This window comes from Halostella pelagica (assembly GCF_004762015.1).
Lineage (GTDB): Archaea > Halobacteriota > Halobacteria > Halobacteriales > Natronoarchaeaceae > Halostella > Halostella pelagica.
Map to the genome: position 1 here is coordinate 245,041 of NZ_SJES01000001.1, position 15,728 is coordinate 260,768.

Below are 15,728 nucleotides of genomic sequence, written 5' to 3' on the forward strand. Positions count from 1 at the left end.
GACGCGCACGTCCCGCGAACCGAACCTTTCGAAGGGGTTTTAGCCAACCTTTCTGATTGAACGGATATGACCGCACCGTGGGCCGACTGGGACCACATCGTGAAGATAGATCCGGACAAGGACCTCGTCGAGGGAGAAACGTACGAGGACGTCTGTGCGACCGGGACTGACGCCATCGAGATCGGTGGGACGACCGGCATGACCACCGACAAGATGCAGCGCGTGATAGACGCCTGCGCGACGTACGACGTGCCGCTGTATCTCGAACCGAGCGCGCCGGAGGTGGCCGTCAACGACGACGCCCTCGATGGGTATCTCATCCCGACGGTGTTCAACGCGGGCGACCCGTTCTGGACCGTCGGCGCACACAAGGAGTGGGCACGCTTAGAGGAAAACCTGCCGTGGGACCGCATCACGACGGAAGCGTACATCGTGATGAATCCCGAGGCGAGCGTCGCCACGTACACGGAGGCGGACTGTGACCTCGGTCCCGACGACGTCGCCGCCTACGCGGAGGTGGCCGAGGAGATGTTCGGTCAAGAGATAGTGTACGTCGAGTACTCGGGCACGCTTGGCGACCCCGAGACGGTCCGCGCCGCGGCGGGCGCGCTGGACGAGGCGACGCTGTTCTACGGCGGTGGCATCCACGACTACGACTCCGCGAACGGAATGGCCGAACACGCCGACGTGGTGGTCGTCGGCGACCTGGTCCACGCGGACGGCGTCGACGCCGTCGCGGCGACGGTAAACGGCGCCAAAGACGCGAACTGATACTGGCGGCCCGACTCGTCAGAACACGACCCGTTCGAAGAGGCGACGGAACAACCCCGGCCGAGAGCCGTTTGGCTGGACCTGGATCGCCGTGCAGTCGACTTTATCTACGATCCAGTCCGCCGGCCGTCCGAACAGGTTCCCGTGGATCCGGCCGCCGTCCGTTCCGATGATCAACACGTCGGCGGGATCCGTCACAGCGACGAAGTCCTCCGTGGGGTCGTCGGTCGGGACAACCGAGCGTTTCACCGGCACGGAGCAGAGCGATTCAAGCTCCGAGAGATAGTCCTCGACGGTCTCTCGCTGCGCCGTCGTTGCGTTGCGCTCTACCGGATAGAGCAGGTCGATGCGTGCCCCGGCCTCGCTCGCCAGCGCGTCAGCGATGGCGATCTTCTGCGGGTCGAACGGACCGCGGTCCGTGACGACGGTGATCGCGTCGATCCCGGCCAGATCGCGCTCTTCGATCAGCAACACGTCGCACGGAGCGTGGCGCGAGACCCACTCGATGTTCGAACCGAGAAGCGGGGCGTATAGCGGGTCGTCCGCTCGTTCGAGAAGGAGGAAGTCGGCCTCCTCGTGCTCCGCGAAGTTGACGATCGCTCGCTCGGTGTCGTGGCTGACGATCTCGCCGTACTGTACCGGAACGTCGAACTCGGCGGTGAGGTCCGACGTACGACGTTCGAACTCGACGTCCGCCGGGGACTGCGTCTGCGACGCCTGTTGCAGCGGCGCTTGGTCGGGAACCTCGTCAAACCGTACGATCGTGACGCTCCCGTCGTTCTCGCGGGCGATGTCGGCGGCGATCCGGATGAGCGAGCGTTCGCGCGCTTCGTCCGTCGTCTCGGTAACGGCGACCAGCACTTCGTAGCCGTCGACGTCCTCGAAGGTCGACTTCGTCCGTTCGACGGCCCGCTTGCCGACGGAGCGCCGGACGACGTCCGTCGCGGCACCCTCGCGGTCGACGTTGTCGCGGGCGTAGTAGAAGTACCACAGTCCGGACCCGACGGTGATGACGACCGCACCGACCAGTGGGAGAGTTCCCATGTAGCCGATGAGCAGGAGGCCGCCGAGGATACCCGCGATCTGTGTCCACGGGTACAGCGGTGATTCGAAACTGGGGTCGTACTCGCCGACGTTCCCCTCGCGGAACGCCACGACCGCGCCGTTGACCAGCGCGAACACGATGATCTGGAAGGCGCTCGCCAGTTTCGCGATCTCGAGGATCGGGACGAACGCGATGAGTACGAGCATCACGCCCCCGGTGAGCGTGATCGCCCGGACCGGCGTCCCCCAGTTCTCGTGGATCTCTGTGAGCGATTCGGGCGCGAGGTCGTCCCGAGCCATCGCGAAGGGGTATCGCGACGATGAGAGGATACCGGCGTTTGCGGTGCTGATGAGAGCCAGGACCGCCGCGACGATGATAGCGACGACGCCCGGCCAGGCGAGCGTCGCCTCGGCCGCGTGGATCATCGGGACGCCGGAGTCGCTGAGGAGGTCGGGCGGGGTCACGCCGACCATCACGACGACGATAAGTACGTACAGCAGCGTCGTGAAGACGAGCGAGATGAGGATCCCGAGCGGGATGTTCCGGTCGGGGTCTTCGACCTCCTCCGCGACGCTCGCGATCTTGGTCACGCCCGCGTACGAGACGAAGACGAGACCGCTCGCCGCGAGGAGGCCGTTCGACCCCTTGTCGAAGAACCCGCCGTAGTACGACGCTGTCGTGGAGGGTAGCCCGCCGACAACGAACCACACCATCGCCGCGAGCATCACGACGACGATACCGATCTGGAGGCGGCCGGTCTGTTTCGCGCCGAAGAGATTGACCGCGATGAGGACGGCCGCAAGTCCGATCGCGACCGGTTTGACCGGGAGGTCGAACAGGTAGAGCAGGTACGGGACGCCGCCGACGAGCGCGAGCGCGCCTTTGAACGATAGCGAAAACCAGGTACCGACGCCTGCGATCGTGCCCAGCAGTGGCCCCATTCCGCGCTCGATGTAGATGTACGTCCCGCCGGCTTCCGGCATCGCGGTCGCCATCTCCGCTTTGCTCAGCGCCGCGGGCAAGACGAGGACGCCGGCGAGCAGATACGCGAGTATGACGGCCGGCCCTGCTGTCTTGAGTGCGAGGCCGGGGAGGATGAATATCCCGCTCCCCACCATCGCGCCGATACTGATAGCGATCACTGCGAACAACCCGAGATCTCGTTCTAGTTCCTTCGTCATGGTTTACTGCGTCAACTGGTCGACTATCTCGTTCGCGAGAACCGAGGTCAGACAGACCGTCCGGACGTCGATATCGTCGAACGCGTCGCTGTTGGTCGGGTCGTCAAGTCGGACGACGACGTCGTCCACGTCGAACCTCGTTCGGACGATCTGTGCGGTGAGAATGTTCCGGTCGTCACGCCGGGAGGCAGCTACAACGGTGTCAGCGCCCCGAATACCGACGGTATCGAGCGACCACGGGTCGGTCACGTCCGCGCGTCGTGCGTCGAGGTCGGCGCGCTCGGCGGCTTCGGCGAACGAATCGTCCGCGCTGACGAATACAGTCGGTGTGCGGTCGGCCAGTTTTCTGGCGAGACCGATAGCGATACTGTCGTCGCCGACGACGTAGATGCCCGAGTCGGCCGCGGACCTCTCGTTCTCGCCGGCGGGTAGCTGTTGGTTCTTAGCCATGGCCCCGGTCCGGAACGCGGTGTGGTCTGTGAGCGGACATCCGTGCGGTTACGAACCGGTAGAGGCGTGGCTGCGTCGATGACATTGTCTATCTCCGTACCCGGTTGTAGTTCCCGGAACACGATAAACAGTCCGATTGAATTGCGGATTCGGTAGTATAATTGCCTTATTTTGTTGTATCGTCCTCTAGGACTGATCGTTCGGGGCCGGCGCTCAGCGGTACGTGTGGCCGGGACCCTGCAGAGGGAACGAGTTCTGTCAAAGCGATCAGAGCGCCGGAGGGAACGAAAAAAAGCAGTTACAGTCCGTCGACCTCGAACCCGTGGAACGGGTTCTCGTACTCGTTGCGGATCAGGTCCTCGTCGACGATTTCCAGGCCGATCGCGTTCAGGTCCTGACCGATCCTGCTCAGGTCGTCGCCGTCGGTGCCGATCGCCTCGACGTGGACGTTTTCGGTGCCGGTCATGACTTCCCTGACGGCGACGACGCCCGGGACTTCGAGGGCTTCCTGCGCGAGTTCCTCGCGCTTCGGGATCGGTGCAGTACAGATGATAAGCGTCAGCAACTGATAGCCCGCTTTCTCGTAGTTCACCTCGGGATTGTACCCGGTGAGTATGCCGGTCTCCTCCAGATTTCGGATGCGGTTTCGGACCGTGCTTGCGGAAACGTCGGCTTCCTCGGCGATCGTGCTCGCGGATGTCTTGCGAGCGTCCCTCTGAAGCGTGTGGATGATCCGCTTGTCGAGGTCGTCGAGCGGGTCCTCGTTCATACGTCCGGGTAATCAGTCCCCGGAAAGTAGTTCTTTCCACTGTGGTGGGCTGACAGGCGACGAGTGAAAAGACGGTTTTTAAGACTGGGCCGGCAGAACGGGATGGTATGGAGAACAGGACTTACACCGCGGACGCCGAACCGGGCGACACTGTCACCGTCGCCGGGTGGGCACACGAGATCCGCGACCTCGGCGGCATCGCATTCCTCATCGTTCGGGACACGACCGGCAAGATCCAGGTCAAGTTCGAGAAAGACGAGATGGACGACGACCTCGTGGAGACTGGCGTCAACGTCAACCGCGAGAGCGTGGTGCAGGTCTCCGGTGCCGTCGAGGAGGAAGAGCGCGCCCCGACGGGCGTCGAGATAGTTCCCGAGGACGTCGAAGTCGTCGCTCCGGCCGACCCGGAACTGCCGCTCGACCCGTCGGGCAAGGTCGACGCCGACATCTCGACGCGACTGGATAACCGGACGCTCGACCTGCGCATGGAGGAGTCGAAAGCCATCTTCGAGATCCGCGCCGAGGTCCTCCGCGCAGTCCGCGAGCAGTTCCGCGACCTGAACTGTACCGAGATCAACACGCCGAAGATCGTCGCGACCGGTACTGAGGGCGGGACGGAGCTGTTCCCGATCACGTACTTCGGGCAGGAGGCGTTCATGAACCAGAGCCCGCAACTGTTCAAGCAGTTGATGGTCGGCTCCGGCCTCGAACGCGTCTTCGAGATCGGCCCGATCTTCCGCGCCGAGGAACACAACACGCCGCGACACCTCAACGAGGCGACCTCGATCGACTTCGAGAGCGCCTTCTACGACCACTCGGACGCGATGGACGCCTGCGAAGCGGTCGTCAGAGCCGCCTACGAGGGCGTCGCCGAGAACTGCCAAGAGCAACTGGAGACGCTCGGCTACGAGGACTTCGAAGCGCCTTCGGGCGACTTCCCCCGTCTCACGTACGAGGAGGCCATCGAGCGCATCAACGCGACGGGCGAACTCGACGAGCAACTCGTCTGGGGCGACGACCTTCCCACTGAGGGCGAGCACGCTCTCGGCGAGGAAGTCGGTGAACACTACTTCATCACCGACTGGCCCAGCGAGATCAAGCCGTTCTACATCAAGGACCACGACGACGACGAAACGCTCTCGACCGGATTCGACCTGATGCATCCGTCGATGGAACTCGTCTCCGGCGGTCAGCGCGAACACCGATACGACCACCTGGTCGCCGGGTTCGAACAGCAGGGACTCGACCCCGACGCGTTCGAGTACTACACCAAGATGTTCAAGTATGGCATGCCGCCGCACGCCGGATGGGGTCTCGGTGGCGAGCGCCTCGTCATGACGATGCTCGGTCTCGACAACATCCGCGAAGCGGTGCTGTTCCCGCGAGACCGTCAGCGTCTCTCGCCGTAGGGGAAACGTGCCTGTCGAGCGGGTGCTCGTTGGACGAGCGGAGCGAAGTCCAACGGCGTTCCCGCGAGACCGTCAGCGTCTGAGCCTCTGACCAAGACGCCGGGTCGACGGGACGGTACGGATTTTCGGACCGCTCTACTGCGAACCGCGGACGACGTGGCCGTACTTCAGCAGCGCGACGAAGACGGTACCGCCGATAGCGTTGCCGACGGTCGCGGCGAGCAGGAACTCCGCGTAGTCCATGAAGACGACCTCAGACGACGCCATCAGGCCGGCGACTATCTCGACGTTGCCGGCGATGCAGTGAGGAAGGTGTGCTAGTCCGATAGCTGTCGTGACGAGCCAGACGAAGAAGGTGCGGCTGATAGACTCCTGGGCGGCGCTGACCAGCCACGAGACCAGCCCCATCATCCAGCCGGCGAGGACGCCGCCTGCGACCAGCGTCACGATGTCCTGTGTCGTGTACGTCAGCGCGATCTCCTCGAACGCGTGGGGCTCGATCGTGCCGACCGACGGCATGATAGTGACCATCAGCACGGCGAAGGCCGCGCCGCCGACCACGTTCGCCGAGTAGACGAGCACCCAGAGGCGGCCGAGTTGTTTGACCGTCGCCTGTCCGCCAAGCACCGGAAGCACCGCGAGCGTCGTGTGTTCGGTAAACAGCTCCGAGCGGCCGAGGACGACGAAGATGAAGCCGACGGCGTACATATTGGCCACGAGTATCTCCGTCGTCGCGACGCTGTAACTGCCGCCGGCCAACGTCACCATCACCGCCATCAACAGCGGGCCGAATCCGATGTCGAGGCCGGCCGACAGCGCCGAGAGGAAGATGCCGGTCGCCGATCGGTTCAGTTCTTCTAATCCCGTCTCTATCTCCTGGTCGAGGATGGCCTCGTACGGAGTCTGGTGGGTTTCTGGTGAACTCATGTGTTCGAACGGAGAGGTCTCCGAGCCGGAGCGATAGCGATGGCCGCCTCCGTCTCGACGGTGCCGGCGACCATCTCGCCGTACTCGACGGCGGACAGTTCGCCGTCTGCGTACGCCCAGTCCGCGAAATCGTAGTACGACCCGAACGGGTCGCTAGTACTGTCGAGCAGCGTTACCGCCAGTTCCGGCGGCGCGTCGCTCACCGGTTCGAGATACTCGGCCGCTAACTCGGCCACGCGTTCCTCGACCGGCAGGTCCGGAACACTGTCGGCTACGGGCGGTGGCTCTCTCGCCGTGGTTGCCGTCTGCTCGCGGGCGTCGTTGCGCTCCGCGCAATCCACAGCGACGAAAGCGCTCGCAACGGCCGCTCGTCTGCAGAAGATGTGCCGGAGCATTACGTATCTGAGACGGGCACTTGTCGAACGTACAGTCAGTTGGTACCACGACGAATCGCAAAAAGGTCGTTCGTGATTGCCTGATAGGAGCCGTCTCAGCACGCTCAACGCGTCTTTCGCAGTTCGTCGCACGTGGCTACAGATACGCTGGCTCTCTACGACCTGGCGCTGGTCGTCACCGGACTGCTCGCGCCGCTGATGGCGGAGGCTATCGCCGTCGCGATAGCTATCGTGTTTCTCGTTCGTCCGTTCGAGTCTCGCCGGTCGTGGAACTGCTGGACGCATGCGCCGCGGAGCAGATGGAAAACGGTTAACGACGGTCGCTCCGATGTAGTTGCAATGAGCGACGACGCGGCGAGCGCCTTCGTTCCGGGACACATCACGGGCTTTTTCACGCCTCACGAGCACGACGACCCGACGAAGGCCGGCTCGCAGGGCGCGGGGCTGACGCTCTCGGACGGCGTGACGGTCGAGGTCCGCCCCGCCGACCGAACGGAAGTGTACCTGGACGACACGAGTATCGAGATGGAACCCGTCGAACGCGTCCTCGACGCACTCGACGTGTCCGCGCGGGTCTCTGCGGAGGCCGAGGTACCGATAGGCGCTGGGTTCGGCGTCTCCGGCGCGATGGCGCTCGGGACGGCGCTCGCCGCCAACCGCCGCTTCTCGCGACAGCTCTCCGAGAACGAGCTTATCACCATCGCCCACGGGGCAGAGGTACAGTCCGGAACGGGACTGGGCGACGTCGTCGCGCAGGCTCGCGGCGGTATCCCGATCCGTCTCGAACCGGGCGGACCGCAGGACAACTTGCTCGACGGGATCCCGCGGCGCGCCAGGGTAGAGTACGTCACTTTCGGCGAACTCCCGACGAAGACGGTGATCGGCGGCAACACCGAGGCGCTAGAGCAGGCGGGAACGGAAGCGCTCTCTCTCGTCGTCGGAGAGCCGACGCTGACGAGTTTCATCTACGCCTCGCGCCGGTTCGCCCGCGAGGCGGGACTGCTGACCGAGACGGTCCGCGATGCGATCCGCGACGTCGGCGAAGTCGACGGCGAGGCGTCGATGGCGATGCTCGGGGAGACGGTGTTCGCGCTCGGAACCGGACTCTCGGACGCGGGGTACGACCCGGAAGTTTGTCACACCCACTCTGCGGGCGCGATACCGCGTTGAAGGTGCTACTCGGCTAGCTCGGATAGAGGAGGCAATGGAAGTATCTAGGCGGTCCGCGAACGGGCCGCCGACGGACACCAGACGGTCGCGCAGTGAACCACCGCGGACGGCGACGGATTCGATCGCGGCACTTTTTTGAAACGCTCGCACACGTTCGGCCGTGAGCGACGACGAAACGGTTCCGGCGGACGTCACCGGCGAGGATGAGATCCCGAAGGACCACCCGCGGTACGAGGATCTGGTAAGCAGACACCGCATCGAGTCCGGGGTCGAAAAGGGGATCACGCACCTGCAGGGCGTACACGCTGAGGGTCGAGGAAGCGCGTTCGACTACTTGCTCGGCGAGGAGACGACCCCGAGCGCGGACGAGGCGGAACGCGCTGCGGCGGCGCAACTCCTGCTCGCAGACCGCCCCGTCCTCTCGGTGAACGGCAACGTGGCCGCGCTCGTGCCGGCCGAGATAGTCGAGTTGGCCGACGCCGTCGACGCGGACCTGGAGGTCAACCTGTTCAACCGCACGGAGGAACGGATCGAGGCCATCGCCGATCACCTGCGCGAACACGGTGCGGAGGGCGTGAAGGGGTTGACGGCGGACGCCCGCATTCCAGGTCTGAACCACGAGCGCGCGAAAGTAGACGAGGACGGTATCTACGCCGCGGACGTCGTGCTTGTCCCTCTGGAGGACGGCGACCGCGCCGAGGCGCTGGGCGAGATGGGCAAGACCGAGATAGTGATCGACCTGAACCCGCTGTCGCGCTCGCCGCAGGTCGCCGCCGTTCCGGTCGTCGACAACGTCCTCCGCGCGGTGCCGAACATGACGCGCCACGCCAGGGAACTCGCGGACGCCGACGAGGCCGAACTCCGCCGGATCGTCGACGAGTTCGACGCTGACGAGGCGCTCGACGCGGCCGAGCGGCGGATACGCCGCGGCGACTCGTCGCCCTGACGGATGGCTCTCGCTTCGACCGCGTAGATCCGCCGTCGCTGTCCCGACCTCAGGAGACGACCGGCGGCCCCCGGCGAGCGGACGAGATCTCGTCCGACGGCCCGCGGGGCGCGATGACGGTCACGTTCCCGCCATTTCCGGTCGCTTCGGCACCGTCGACGAACGACTCGTTGCCCGCGAACACGACGACGGTTCGTTCCGATACGCGAACGTGCCGTAGGGTGGCGACATCAGCAGTCTCCAACTCTCCGCCGATATCATCGACCGCGTCGGCGAACTCGTCGGCGTCGGACGACGTGTCCCACCGAGTCACCCAGGTGACGCTGGTCCGGTTTTCCTCACCGAACGAGGCGAGGGTGTCGTTACCCCAGCCGGTCGCGGCGGCGTCCACGCGGTCTTGCGGCAGTTCCGTGTGCAACCAGGTTCTGACGCCGAGTTCACCCATCCGTTCCGGGCGGTTCGCCTGCCAGGACTCGGTGCCTTCGAACGTCACGGACAGATCCACCGGCGGTTCGGCCGACGGAGCCAGACCGTGCACGAGCTGTTCCGTCGTGTTCGGCGGCGAGCGGTAGACGGACGAGATATCCGTCGACGAGTTCAGGCGCTGGTCGAAGTAGCGGCCGCCGAAGTAGTAGCGCCCGGATAGTTCCCGCCCGGTGTCGCCCACGCTTCGGTAGAGACACTCCCGTATGCCGAGCGGCGTCGTGTCGTGCCACGACTTGTCGTACTCCCGGGCGTAGGCGTCTGCGACGTACACTGCGGTGCCCTCGGTCACGGCGTGTCTCAACCCGTGGCTGCCGACGGTACTGAGGTTGTCGTACCCCTCGACGTTCCGCTGGATGATGTGAACGTACTCGTGGGCGAGAACGAGTTTTGCGCCGGTTTCGGTGAGATTGTCTGGCGAGATTATAACTTCGTCGCTTGCCGCGTAGGCCGGGGCGAAACTCCCGCACTGTGACTCGTTTCCGGGGTCCGACTGATAACCCAGCGCACGGTACCGCGGAGAGACCCGTCCCCTTGAGAAGTCAACAGCGCCGAGCTGTCTGATCTGCACTGTCGGGGTGTCGGCGTCGACGCCCATCAGGCGCTCGACGCGCTGGTACACTTCGGTTGCGTTGACGGACAACGACCCGTTTTTGACGACTACTCGCTCGCTCTGTCCGACCGCGGTGCCCGTTCCGTTCGGCGAGTCGATTCCCGGCTCGGAACCGGCCTTCTCGTCGGATGGGTCCGACGATGTCGCGTCGTGCGCCGTCTCGGTTGACGTGCGCTGTGACGGATCAGTCGTCTCGGTATCCGGAGATTCCGTCGCCGTATCGGACGCGTACGGCGCGGCGCACCCGGCGACGAGGAGGAGCAATGCGAGTGTCACTGCAGAGAGCCACGAGCGGCCGACCATATTTCCACCAGACACTACCAGAAAGTAAAGCATTTCGGATAGCAGAGCATTCGGAGGAAGGGAAGACAGCAAACGATCCCAACTACTGAATACGGGCTTCGTTCGGCAAACATACGTCGGTCCGCCGCCGGGTAGAGTTGCCATCATTCCCGGCAAACAGTTTTCTCGCTCGTCGTGGAATCTCGACCATGGCGAAAAACGTCGGTGATACCGAACGTATCGCGCGCCTCATCGCCGGAACTGCGCTCGTTTTACTCGCGCTGACCGCGAACCGCTCCCGCGCGGTTCGGGTCCTTACTCTTCTCGGCGGGAGCGAACTACTGTACACGGCGACGACGCAGTACTGTCCGGCGAACGCGGCGCTCGGCCGCGACACGTATCCGTCGGACCAGGACCGCGACCTCATGGAGATGCCCGCCTGAATGCGGTCGAGCGGCGAGGATTCTACCGGTCGATGGGAGGTGAGAAACCCGACACTTTCAGTCTGCCGCTACCGACGGTGCGCGGAGAACTGAGATAGATTACGAGGCGCCCATCATCGCCGCGATGAACGACCAGTCCGTTCCGGACTTCGTCTCGCGCTTTTTGTGCTCTGCATCGCTCTCGTTTCGGGGGTGTTTCCAGTACATACACGGACGTACTTCCCCCGCACTGAAGAGTGTTTTCTAAATGATACAAACATCACGGATGTCCACAGGTAAACCATATTATAGACGGATCAGCGGCTCAATAATGAGATCGGTACGCACACGCTATTGACAAGTTTAGAATACGAATTGGTTGTATTCCCGCTATAGCTATAGAATGACGGGGACGGAACCTGACTCACTGCCGGCAGCGCGTCACAACGCAACACCTTTAACCACTCCGTGGTATTACTAAGTGGTATGAGCGAATCAGATCAGTTCGACGAGTTCAGTGACGTGGGCGAGGCAGAGGTCACGCGCGCCATCGGACAGGAGTGGACCGAGGAGTTCATGGACTTCTCGGATTCGGACGTTATCATCGTCGGGGGCGGACCGTCGGGGCTGATGGCGGCCAAGGAACTCGCCGAGCGCGGCGTGCAGGTGATGGTCGTCGAGAAGAACAACTACCTCGGAGGCGGCTTCTGGCTGGGCGGCTTCCTGATGAACAAGGTCACCGTTCGGGACCCGGCCCAGCAGGTGCTCGAAGAACTCGAAGTGGACTACAAGCAGTCCCAGGACTCCGACGGGCTCTACGTCGCGAACGGACCCGAGGCCTGTTCCGGCCTCATCAAGGCCGCCTGCGACGCCGGCGCGAAGATGCAGAACATGACGGAGTTCACCGACATCGTGATCCGCGAGGACCACCGCGTCGGCGGTATCGTCATGAACTGGACGCCGGTCCACGCGCTCCCGCGTGAGATCACCTGTGTCGACCCCATCGCCGTCGAGGCCGACCTCGTCATCGACGCGACCGGTCACGAAGCGATGGCCGTCAAGAAACTCGATGAGCGCGGCGTCCTGAACGCCCCCGGCCTAGAAGAGGAAGCCAGCGGCATGGACAGCACCGGCGACGACACCTACGGTGCGCCCGGTCACGACTCGCCCGGCCACGACTCGATGTGGGTCGGCAAGTCCGAGGACGCCGTCGTCGAACACACCGGTCTCGCCCACGACGGCCTCGTCGTCACCGGCATGGCGACCGCGACGACCTACGGCCTGCCGCGAATGGGCCCGACGTTCGGTGCGATGCTCATCTCCGGCAAGCGCGCCGCACAGACCGCTATCGACGAACTCGGCATCGACGCCGAGGACGTCGACGTGACGAGTCGCGCCACCCTCGCCGACGACTGACGCGCCGACTCCTATCTCTACGCGAGCGCGCAGCAAGTAGCGTCCCTCCCGGTCGCGTTCGCCGCCGCCGGTGCCGCGACCGGTGCGGCGCTGACGGCTATCGAGGCGAACCCACGTCTGCAGTCGGCGTTCGAGAGCGTCCCCGACTCGGTCCGGACCGCGGCGTTCGTGCTCGGACTTGTCACGGTCGTCACGTTTCTGCGCGCCGAAGAGGCGGCGACCACCGGACTCGGGTTCGGCGGCGGCGTCATCGCGACGACGGCGCTCGCGCTGGCGCAGTCGCGGTTACGCGCGTAATCGTCGTCGACCGGACGACCGTCGCCCGACGGCGCTCGTCGATGAGGAGTTCGGTCGCGGCGGACGGGCATCCACGTCCGGGTGTCAGACACCACCACACCACCCGAACGCCTTTGTCGGATAGCCGAGAAGCCGCTACCGCATGCTTCAAACGACGCACGCTCGCCGTAGCAACCGCGGGTCCGGTGTGGCCCGCGGCTGGGTTCCGCGATAGCCGTATCGAGGAACGAGCGCACTGGTTCTGTCGTATCGTCACGAGTAGCTGTAGCGCGACGACCGCCGCGAACGGGGGTGAGTCCCGTGCGGCGTAGCGAGGCGTACCTCCCCACCAGCCGCGAGGCCGGCGACCACGACCGGGAGGCGGTCGAGCTCGCGCACCGCGCCGGCCTGGTAGAGCGACTGGGAAGCGGCGTGTACGCGTTTGCCCCCGCTGGCGAGCGCGTCCGGCGGAAGGTGATCCGGACGGTCGAGCGGGAGATGGAGGCCATCGGCGGCCAGCGGATCAACCTGCCCCAGTTGCAGTACCGGTCCGCCTGGGAGCGAAGCGGCCGGTGGGAGAAGTTCGAGGACGAGATGTTCACCTTCGAGAACCGCGACGGGGCGGACATGTGTCTCGCGCCCTCCCAGGAGGAGGGCGTCGTGGACCTCGTCGACGGCCGCGTGCGGTCGTACGATGACCTCCCCATCCTGCTCTATCAGGTGGGCGTGAAGCACCGCGACGACCACGCCAGGAACGGACTGCTCCGGACGAAGGAGTTCACGATGAAGGACGCCTACAGCCTCCACGCGGACCGCGACTCCCTGGCCGAGTGGTACGAGCGCGTCCGCGATGCCTACCGCCGGATCTTCGAGGCGCTCGGCGTCGAGTTCGTCGTGAGCGAGGCCGACGACGGCGTCATGGGCGGGACCGGCTCCGAGGAGTTCGTCGCGCCCGTCGACGAGGGGACCTGCGACCTGCTGCACTGCGGGTCGGCGGACTGCCGGTACGGTCTCACCGACGAGCACCCCGCGTTCGACGACGCCGCGGCGGGCGACGACTGCCCCGACTGCGGCGGCGCGCTCGGCGCGAGCGAGGGCATCGAGGTCGGTCACGTCTTCCGGCTCGGGACGCGGTACTCCGAGGCGATGGACCTGACGGTCGATCTGGCCGACGGGGAGCGGGTCCACGTTGAGATGGGGAGTTACGGGATCGGGGTCACGAGGGTCGTCCAGACGCTCATCGAACAGTACGCCGACGCGGACGGCTGTCGGTGGCCCGTCACGGACAAGGGGAGCGTCGCCCCCTTCGCCGCGTCGGTGATCCCCCTCCGCTACGAGGGCGAGGTCCGGGCGGCCGCGGACCGGATCCATGAGGCCCGCGACGACGTCCTCCTGTACGACGGCGACCGGACCATCGGCGAGCGCTTCGCCGAGAGCGACCTGCTCGGGATCCCCACGAAGGTCGTGCTGGGGAACCGCTTCCTGGAGACCGGCGAGGTCGAACTGGAGTCCCGCGACGGCGAGACGCGGTACGTGGACATCGAGACGGCGCTGGAGACGGTGGGCCGGGAGCGGCGACTGTAGCCCGCCGGCCGACGGTCCGGGGTCAGTCGTCCCGCCGGCCGAACGCGAACAGACACATCGGCGTCTCTCTTGTCGCACGCGGAGAGAGATGTTCCGTCACTTCGTCGTCGTAGAACGTGAGACCCGTCCCGCCCAGATCGCGGTGAGCGTAGGTCGCGAGATACAGTCGACCGAGTGCGAGGCCGGCTTCTAACTGGGCGAGGCGATAGCCGCGGTTGCCCAGTCGGTCAACCAGTTCGTCGGCGTTCGCGAGGAGGTAGACGTTCACGTGGGCGTCGCCGGCCCAGCGCTGGTCCAGGGCGAGATGCTGTTTCGTCCGCCGGTCCGCGTCGCCGAGACGCTCCAGCGCCGACTCGTCGCCGCGGAACTGGTAGGTCCCGTCGGGGATGCCCTCGACGCCCGTCGCGAGGACGTAGACGTCGTTGAACTCGAGCCCCGACGCGCGTCCGTCGTTCCAGTCGCCGGGAACGCCGCGGGTCGCGCGGTCGAGGACGGTTCCGACCTGTCGCCGGGACGGTCCCTCGTCGGCGAACTCCCGACACGACCCGCGGCGTCGTATCGTCTCGTGGAGCGGCCGGGCCGACGCCGTCTCGTGGTCGACCGGGTCGAGGGCGACGCGCTCGCCGCCACCGTCGTCCACGGCTTCGACAGTGCTCGCACCGCGCGCCTCGCGACAGCGCTCCCGCCACTCCCGTGCGGCGTCGCCGTCGGGGAGCGCGCTCTGTTCCCAGGCGTCGTGGATCAGCGGATAGTCCACGGGGTCGGCCGACAGCGGTACTGTCTCGGGGGCGATGGGGTCGACCGCCGGCGCGCCGGCGGGAGGTTCCTTCGTGCTACCTGCGCCGCCGACCGGGACGAGTTCCAGCGGGGCCTCCTCGGTCGGGTCGATGCCGAGAAGCGTCGCCACCGGGTCGTCGGCGAACCCGGCGACGACCTCGGCCCGGTAGTCGAGCGCGTGTGCCGCCCCCAGCAGGTTCGCGAGGACCGTGCCGGAGTCCCAGAATGCGTGGCGGTAGGTTCGGTCGCGGTACTTCCAGGCATTGCGCCACCACGTCGACGTGGTGACGACGGTGACGGGAGCGTTCGCGACCCCGTTCTGTCCTCCGGTCGCCTCGGCGAGGACGCCGCGGTAATCGCCCTCGCGAACGACATCCAATGCGAACGTCGAGGGGTCGAAGTGGTAAACGCCCGCCGGCAGTCCGTCGCAGTCGCCGCAGACGAGATAGAGGTCGACGTGGTACAGTTTTCCCGTACAGGAGGCGGCCCGGAAGCGCAGCGTCCGCCGCTGATGGTCGATGGTTTTCACGACGCCGTTCGCATGGTAGCATATCGTCGCCAGCGTCTCGCGGTCGAGGTCTGTCCGCGGGACCTGTTCGGCGTCTACAAGCGGGTCCGCGGTAGATTCGGCGACCGCGCTAAGCGTCGCTCCCTGCGCCGGCCGAATCGCCGGGAGCGAGCGCTTCGGCAGGTCCTCGTACGTCTTGTACGGCCGCGGGCGGTTGTCGTGATCGAGCACGAAGTCGTCCTCGCGAACGCTCCGCGGACTGTGTTTCGTCCGTTCGTGGTACTCGCGAGCGTCGACCATACCG

At 65.4% G+C, this 15,728-nt stretch carries 15 protein-coding genes; 7 read left to right on the forward strand and 8 right to left on the reverse strand.

Annotated features, from left to right (window positions below):
- The first annotated feature begins 66 nt into the window (after positions 1 to 66).
- Positions 67 to 771 carry a phosphoglycerol geranylgeranyltransferase gene (locus tag EYW42_RS01240; RefSeq protein WP_135533436.1) on the forward strand — a complete coding sequence of 235 codons (705 nt, stop codon included), beginning with the start codon at positions 67 to 69 and terminating at the stop codon, positions 769 to 771.
- 18 nt (positions 772 to 789) lie between these two features.
- Here the strand turns inward: EYW42_RS01240 and EYW42_RS01245 are convergent, their stop codons facing one another.
- The 3 genes from EYW42_RS01245 to EYW42_RS01255 all read right to left on the reverse strand — a co-directional run bounded on the left by EYW42_RS01245 (position 790) and on the right by EYW42_RS01255 (position 4,216).
- A complete protein-coding gene (locus EYW42_RS01245; RefSeq protein WP_135533437.1) occupies positions 790 to 2,997 on the reverse strand; it encodes an amino acid permease in 2,208 nt (735 codons plus the stop codon).
- Positions 2,998 to 3,000: 3 nt separating this feature from the next.
- Positions 3,001 to 3,447, reverse strand: a complete 447-nt coding sequence (locus EYW42_RS01250; RefSeq protein WP_135533438.1) for an NAD-binding protein — start codon at positions 3,445 to 3,447, stop codon at positions 3,001 to 3,003.
- A gap of 298 nt (positions 3,448 to 3,745) precedes the next feature.
- Positions 3,746 to 4,216 carry an Lrp/AsnC family transcriptional regulator gene (locus tag EYW42_RS01255; protein ID WP_135533439.1) on the reverse strand — a complete coding sequence of 157 codons (471 nt, stop codon included), beginning with the start codon at positions 4,214 to 4,216 and terminating at the stop codon, positions 3,746 to 3,748.
- A 107-nt stretch (positions 4,217 to 4,323) separates the two neighbouring features.
- Between EYW42_RS01255 and aspS the strand changes: the two genes are divergently transcribed.
- Complete coding sequence (aspS, locus tag EYW42_RS01260; RefSeq protein ID WP_135533440.1) at positions 4,324 to 5,625, forward strand: aspartate--tRNA(Asn) ligase; 1,302 nt, start codon at positions 4,324 to 4,326, stop codon at positions 5,623 to 5,625.
- Between the two features lie 135 nt (positions 5,626 to 5,760).
- Here the strand turns inward: aspS and EYW42_RS01265 are convergent, their stop codons facing one another.
- Together EYW42_RS01265 and EYW42_RS01270 are read right to left on the reverse strand one after the other, a co-directional pair.
- Complete coding sequence (locus tag EYW42_RS01265) at positions 5,761 to 6,552, reverse strand: formate/nitrite transporter family protein (RefSeq protein WP_135533441.1); 792 nt, start codon at positions 6,550 to 6,552, stop codon at positions 5,761 to 5,763.
- On the reverse strand, positions 6,549 to 6,947 hold the full coding sequence (locus tag EYW42_RS01270; protein ID WP_135533442.1) for a hypothetical protein: 399 nt from the start codon (positions 6,945 to 6,947) through the stop codon (positions 6,549 to 6,551). Before EYW42_RS01270 ends, EYW42_RS01265 begins: the two co-directional genes overlap by 4 nt.
- Before the next feature lie 339 nt (positions 6,948 to 7,286).
- Here EYW42_RS01270 and EYW42_RS01275 point away from each other — a divergent pair, with 339 nt between their 5' ends.
- Both EYW42_RS01275 and EYW42_RS01280 read left to right on the forward strand, forming a co-directional pair.
- Positions 7,287 to 8,117 (forward strand): pantoate kinase, encoded by an 831-nt coding sequence (locus EYW42_RS01275; RefSeq protein ID WP_135534018.1) that lies wholly within the window; start codon positions 7,287 to 7,289, stop codon positions 8,115 to 8,117.
- 160 nt (positions 8,118 to 8,277) lie between these two features.
- Positions 8,278 to 9,063: a 4-phosphopantoate--beta-alanine ligase gene (locus EYW42_RS01280; protein ID WP_135533443.1), complete on the forward strand. Its 786-nt coding sequence runs from the start codon at positions 8,278 to 8,280 to the stop codon at positions 9,061 to 9,063.
- 49 nt (positions 9,064 to 9,112) lie between these two features.
- Here the strand turns inward: EYW42_RS01280 and EYW42_RS01285 are convergent, their stop codons facing one another.
- On the reverse strand, positions 9,113 to 10,462 hold the full coding sequence (locus EYW42_RS01285) for a hypothetical protein (RefSeq protein WP_135533444.1): 1,350 nt from the start codon (positions 10,460 to 10,462) through the stop codon (positions 9,113 to 9,115).
- Between the two features lie 188 nt (positions 10,463 to 10,650).
- On the opposite strand from EYW42_RS01285, the gene EYW42_RS01290 reads away from it, so the two are divergent.
- Both EYW42_RS01290 and EYW42_RS01295 read left to right on the forward strand, forming a co-directional pair.
- Positions 10,651 to 10,884 carry a YgaP family membrane protein gene (locus tag EYW42_RS01290; RefSeq protein WP_135533445.1) on the forward strand — a complete coding sequence of 78 codons (234 nt, stop codon included), beginning with the start codon at positions 10,651 to 10,653 and terminating at the stop codon, positions 10,882 to 10,884.
- Between the two features lie 465 nt (positions 10,885 to 11,349).
- On the forward strand, positions 11,350 to 12,279 hold the full coding sequence (locus tag EYW42_RS01295) for a sulfide-dependent adenosine diphosphate thiazole synthase (protein ID WP_135533446.1): 930 nt from the start codon (positions 11,350 to 11,352) through the stop codon (positions 12,277 to 12,279).
- Between the two features lie 17 nt (positions 12,280 to 12,296).
- Here EYW42_RS01295 and EYW42_RS01300 read toward each other — a convergent pair whose 3' ends face one another.
- Positions 12,297 to 12,671, reverse strand: a complete 375-nt coding sequence (locus EYW42_RS01300) for a hypothetical protein (RefSeq protein ID WP_135533447.1) — start codon at positions 12,669 to 12,671, stop codon at positions 12,297 to 12,299.
- A 205-nt stretch (positions 12,672 to 12,876) separates the two neighbouring features.
- Between EYW42_RS01300 and EYW42_RS01305 the strand changes: the two genes are divergently transcribed.
- Positions 12,877 to 14,139: an aminoacyl--tRNA ligase-related protein gene (locus tag EYW42_RS01305; protein ID WP_135533448.1), complete on the forward strand. Its 1,263-nt coding sequence runs from the start codon at positions 12,877 to 12,879 to the stop codon at positions 14,137 to 14,139.
- 22 nt (positions 14,140 to 14,161) lie between these two features.
- Here the strand turns inward: EYW42_RS01305 and EYW42_RS01310 are convergent, their stop codons facing one another.
- Positions 14,162 to 15,724 (reverse strand): SagB/ThcOx family dehydrogenase, encoded by a 1,563-nt coding sequence (locus EYW42_RS01310; protein ID WP_135533449.1) that lies wholly within the window; start codon positions 15,722 to 15,724, stop codon positions 14,162 to 14,164.
- Positions 15,725 to 15,728: the final 4 nt, after the last annotated feature.